Origin of the sequence: Streptomyces sp. NPDC086519 (genome assembly GCF_040686075.1) — a bacterium.
Classification (GTDB): Bacteria; Actinomycetota; Actinomycetes; order Streptomycetales; family Streptomycetaceae; genus Streptomyces; species Streptomyces shenzhenensis.
Genome location: NZ_JBFBJL010000139.1, coordinates 1 through 5,298 on the forward strand (window position 1 = coordinate 1; position 5,298 = coordinate 5,298).

The 5,298-nt window shown below is 68.1% G+C and carries 3 protein-coding genes; 2 read left to right on the plus strand and 1 reads right to left on the minus strand.

The window, feature by feature from the left end; all coding sequences use genetic code 11:
• Positions 1-1,628, minus strand: a 1,628-nt coding sequence (locus AB0P24_RS47480) for a glycoside hydrolase family 48 protein (protein ID WP_365805663.1), incomplete at its 3' end; no start/stop codon positions are given.
• A 279-nt stretch (positions 1,629-1,907) separates the two neighbouring features.
• Between AB0P24_RS47480 and AB0P24_RS47485 the strand changes: the two genes are divergently transcribed.
• Positions 1,908-3,389, plus strand: coding sequence for a cellulose binding domain-containing protein (locus AB0P24_RS47485; protein WP_365805659.1), 1,482 nt, complete (start codon positions 1,908-1,910; stop codon positions 3,387-3,389).
• Between the two features lie 84 nt (positions 3,390-3,473).
• Positions 3,474-5,192 carry a glycoside hydrolase family 6 protein gene (locus tag AB0P24_RS47490; RefSeq protein WP_365805661.1) on the plus strand — a complete coding sequence of 573 codons (1,719 nt, stop codon included), beginning with the start codon at positions 3,474-3,476 and terminating at the stop codon, positions 5,190-5,192.
• The last annotated feature ends 106 nt before the right edge of the window (positions 5,193-5,298 follow it).

Here is a 5,298-nt window from a genome sequence, read left to right on the forward strand (position 1 = left end):
GTACCGCCGTACTTGAAGGCGTCACAGGTCGGCTGCGGAACCGTCTCCCACACCGACTCCTGCGGACCGCGCTGGAAGGTGTTGATGTAGGAGGGGCCGGCGGCCGTCGGACCCGCCTCGCAGGAACCGCCCGGTGTGTCGCCGTAGCCGTAGACGTTGTCGACGTCCTGCAGCCAGTGCATGCCGTACACGTCGTCCGTGCCGTACGCGGTCTTCAGTTCACCGGCGATCGGGTCCGAGCCCACCGACACCGACGTGTCCAGCTTCGCCGGGTACTCGTTCGGGGTGTCCAGTTCCGGTGCGTAGGTGGCCGGTTTGGACGCGTTGTAGAAGGAGTTGGTCGGCTGGTCGGCGTGGGTCGGGATCATGTACTTCTCCATGAGGTCCCACGCGCCGTTGAACTTGGTCCAGTCACCGGTGACCTTGCCGTACATGGCCTGCAACCAGAGAAGGTAGCTGTACGCCTCCGAGGTGGTCTCGTGGCCCTGGTCGGGGGCCTCGACGATCAGTGTCTCGACCGAGTGGTAGGGGATGCCCTCGGGGGAGAAGTAGCCGTTCGCCGGGTTGGTGATCTTCCCGTAGAGGTCCAGGAAGCGGGCGTCGTACGCGTTCGACGCGGCCAGTTCGGTCACGGTGACCGTGGCGCCGCTGTAGCCGGTCGCCGAGGCCGTGAACGTCGCGCTCCCGGTACCGGAGGAGTCCGCCGCGACGGTCACGTTCTGCGCGGTGCTCCAGTTGGAGGGCGTGAACGTGAGTGACGATCCGGCGCTCACCGACAGCCCGGTGTTGCCGGCCGTGCGGGCCACGGACACGGTCACACTGGCGCTCGGCTGCTTCGACAGACTCACCCCGAACGTGCCCGTGGCGCCCTGCTCGATGCCCAGCTGGGTCGGCGAGGCCACGACGGCGGGACCCGAGGAGACCGTGATGCCGACCGGCGTCGAGGACGCGGACGCGCCCAGGCTGTCGTACGCCTTCGCCACCAGAGAGTGACTGCCCACGGTCAAACTGGAGACCGAGAGCGAGTACGGCGACGAGGTGTCGGTGCCCAGCAGCGTGGTGTCGTCGTAGAACTCCACCTTGCTGACCGTCGCGCCGTCGGCCGCCGCCGCGGTCGCCGCCAGGGGGACCGCGTCGCCCTGCGTGTAGACCGCGCCCGCGCTCGGGCTGGTCAGCACCGTGATGGGCGGCTGGTGCGCGCCGGTGCAGGTCGTACCGTTGATCGCGAAGGCGGCCGGTGCCGTGTTGCTGCCCGTGTACGAGAACTGGGCGCCGGTCGACACCGCGGCACCGGCCGCGATCGTGCCGTTGTACGACGCGTTCTGCACGGTGACCGAGGTGCCGGACTGGGACCAGGTGCCGTTCCAGCCGCTCACCAGCTTCTGGTTGCCGGTGTACGCGTAGGTCAGCGTCCAGCCGCTGATCGCGTCGGTACCGCGATTGGTGAGGGTGAGGTCGGCGGTGAAGCCGGTGCCCCAGTCGTTGGTCTTGTAGTCCACGCTGCACTGGACGGTCGCCGCCTGAGCGGGAGTCGTGCCCGTGGCGAGCATGGACAGCGGCAGGGCGAGGGCCGCGACGACGGCGGTCCACAACCGCCGTACGGCTCGGCGTCTCCTCCCGGGTTGCATGGCGTATCCGGGTCGCATGTGCTGGTTCCTCCTTGCGCTTGCGGCTCGGGGAGAAGTCAAGGCTTGAACCAGTGGGAGCGCTCCCATAGTGGAGATATGGCATGGTGCGGTCAAGGCTGTCGAAGAGTCGAAATGATTCGATTGAGGTCACCGCGGGAAACTCGGGCCGCTCCTCTGTTCTTTGCCCGCACTTGGCGCTACCTTCCTTCGCACCAGTGGGAGCGATTCCATTCAGTCGACGCGTCGGTCACGGCGCGCCCGATCTGCAAGGAGTCGCTCATGCGACACCCCCCGCGTTCAGTTCTTTTAGCCGTCACCGGTGCGGTCGCCCTTGTCGGGGCCGCACTGGTGCCGGTGGTGTCGGCGTCCGGCGCCACACCCGCATGCACGGTGCAGTACGCGGTCACGAGTCAGTGGGACACCGGTTTCCAGGGCTCTGTGACCATCACCAACAACATGGCCGCCGTGAGCAGTTGGAGCCTGAGCTTCGACTTCGCGAACGGCCAGGAGGTCACCCAGGGCTGGAACGCCAAGTGGTCCCAGTCCGGTACGACGGTCACCGCCGCCAACGAGAGCTGGAACGGCTCCCTCGCCACCGGCGCCAGTGTCAGCGCAGGGTTCCTCGGCTCCTGGTCGGGGAGCAACGCCGTACCCACGGCGTTCAGGCTGAACGGCACGACGTGCAACGTCGACGCGCAGCCCACGCCGACACCCACGCCGACTCCGACCGAGCCGCCCGCCGGCGGGACGGCACCGGCCCTGCACGTCTCCGGCACCAAGCTCGTGGACGCCGGCGGCACGGCTCACCGCCTCCTCGGCGTGAACCGCTCCGGCGGCGAGTTCATGTGCGTGCAGGGCTACGGCATCTGGGACGGCCCGGTGGACGACACGGCCATCAAGGCGATCGCCGACTGGAAGGCCAACGCCATCCGCATCCCGCTCAACGAGGAGTGCTGGCTCGGCCTGTCCAACGTCAAACCCGAGTACGCGGGCGCCAACTACATCAACGCGGTCAAGGACCTGGTGACCCGCGTCGAGTCGTACGGGCTGACGCCGATCCTCGAACTGCACTGGTCCTACGGTCAGTACACCGGCAACTCGTCCGGCTGTTCCGACGTGCACGCCACCTGCCAGAAGCCGATGCCGGACGCGCAGTACTCCCCGTCGTTCTGGTCCTCGGTGGCCGGCGCCTTCAAGGACGACCAGGCGGCCGTCTTCGACCTGTTCAACGAGCCCTACCCGGACCGGGCCACCTCGACGACCGCCCAGGCCTGGCAGTGCTGGCGGGACGGCGGCACCTGCCCGGGCATCGGTTATGAAGTGGCCGGGATGCAGGACCTGGTGGACAGCATCCGGGGTGCCGGTGCCGAAAACGTCATCATGATCGGCGGACTCGCGTACTCCAACGACCTCAGCCAGTGGCTGACGTACAAGCCCACCGACCCGGCCGGCAATCTCGTCGCCGCCTACCACGGCTACAACTTCAACACCTGCGCCGACGAGAGCTGCTGGAACTCCACTCTCGCCCCGGTCGCGGCCCAAGTCCCCCTGGTCGCCGGGGAGATCGGCGAGAACACCTGCTCGCACGCCTTCGTCGACCGGGTCATGAAGTGGTTCGACGACCGCGGCCTGTCCTACCTGGGCTGGACCTGGAACACCTGGGACTGCTCCTCCGGCCCGTCCCTGATCTCCGACTACAGCGGTACGCCCACGGCGTACGGCGCCGGGCTGCACGACCACCTCCAGGCGATCAACCCGTAACACACCCACCGAAGAAGCACGTCCACCGAAGAAGCACACCCACCGAAGAAGCACGTCCATCGAATCAAGAAGGAACCCGCACTCATGAGTCGTACCAGAACAGCGGTGTTCGCCGCCCTGGCGCTCGTCGCCGGGGTGTCCGGGCCGGCGGCCGCAGTGACGCCGGCCGCCGACACGGCGATCTCCGCGATTCCCTGCACCGTCGACTACAAGATCCAGAACGACTGGGGCACCGGCTTCACCGCCGCGGTCACCGTCACCAACAACGCGGCGGCGAAGTCGAGTTGGTCGGTGAAGTGGTCGTACGCCGGCAACCAGCAGGTGACCAGTTACTGGAGCGCCAAGCTCTCCCAGAGCGGCACCGCCGTCACCGCCGGCAACGAGACCTACAACGGCGCACTGGCGACCGGCGGTTCGGTCAGCTTCGGCTTCAACGGGTCCTACAGCGGCACGAACGCGATCCCCACCTCCTTCACTCTCGACGGCGTCACCTGCAACGTCGACGACGGCACCGGCAGCGGTGGCGGCGGGGGCACCGGCGGCGGCTCCGGCACCCGCGTCGACAACCCGTACTCCGGCGCCAAGGTGTACGTGAACCCGGAGTGGTCGGCGAAGGCCGCCGCCGAACCGGGCGGCACCCGCGTCTCCAACCAGCCCACCGGCGTCTGGCTCGACCGCATCGCCGCGATCAACGGGGTGAACGGCGGCATGGGCCTGCGCGACCACCTGGACGCGGCCCTGGCCCAGAAGGGCAGCGGCGAGGAGGTCGTCCAGCTGGTCATCTACGACCTGCCCGGACGCGACTGCGCCGCCCTCGCCTCGAACGGCGAACTCGGCCCGACGGAGATCGACAAGTACAAGACGCAGTTCATCGACCCGATCGCGGCGATCCTGTCCGACAGCAAGTACGCCTCGCTGCGGATCGTCACCACCATCGAGATCGACTCGCTGCCCAACCTCGTCACCAACACCGGCAGCCGGGCCACCGCCACCGCCAACTGCAACACCATGCTGGCCAACGGCAACTACGTGAAGGGCGTCGGCTACGCCCTCGCCAAGCTCGGCGCGATCCCCAACGTCTACAACTACCTCGACGCCGGCCACCACGGCTGGCTCGGCTGGGACGACAACTTCGCCCCCGCCGCCCAGCTCTTCTACCAGGCCGCCAACGCCGAGGGCGCGACCGTCGACGACGTCCAGGGGTTCATCACCAACACGGCCAACTACAGCGCCCTGAAGGAGAACAACTTCACCATCAACGACACGGTGAACGGCACCTCCGTCCGCCAGTCCAAGTGGGTCGACTGGAACCGCTACGTCGACGAGCTCTCCTTCGCGCAGGCCTTCCGCACCGAACTGGTCTCGGTCGGCTTCAACTCCGGCATCGGCATGCTGATCGACACCTCCCGCAACGGCTGGGGCGGCAGCGCGCGGCCGGCCGGCCCCGGCCCGACGACCAGCGTGGACGCGTACGTCGACGGCGGCCGTTACGACCGCCGGATCCATGTCGGCAACTGGTGCAACCAGGCCGGAGCCGGCCTCGGTGAGCGCCCGCAGGCCAGCCCGGCCGCCGGGATCGACGCCTACGTCTGGATGAAGCCGCCCGGTGAGTCCGACGGCTCCAGCACCGCCATCCCGAACGACGAGGGCAAGGGCTTCGACCAGATGTGCGACCCGACGTACACGGGTAACGCCCGCAACGGCAACAACCTGTCCGGCGCCCTGCCGAACGCGCCGCTGTCCGGGCACTGGTTCTCCGCCCAGTTCCAGCAGCTGATGGCTAACGCCTATCCGCCGCTGTAGGCCCGTCGGCCGAGCTGAGATCGACGCTGCGGGCTGCTGAACGTCGTCGACTAGAAGCGCGGTTACGTGCCCGGTCACTGACCTCCCGGGAGGGGCCCATGAAGCT

What these genes read in the sequence shown, in the direction of transcription:
- AB0P24_RS47485 (WP_365805659.1), top strand. Translation starts at nt 1,908, where the DNA reads ATGCGACACCCCCCGCGTTCAGTTCTTTTAGCCGTCACCGGTGCGGTC.
- AB0P24_RS47490 (WP_365805661.1), top strand. Translation starts at nt 3,474, where the DNA reads ATGAGTCGTACCAGAACAGCGGTGTTCGCCGCCCTGGCGCTCGTCGCC.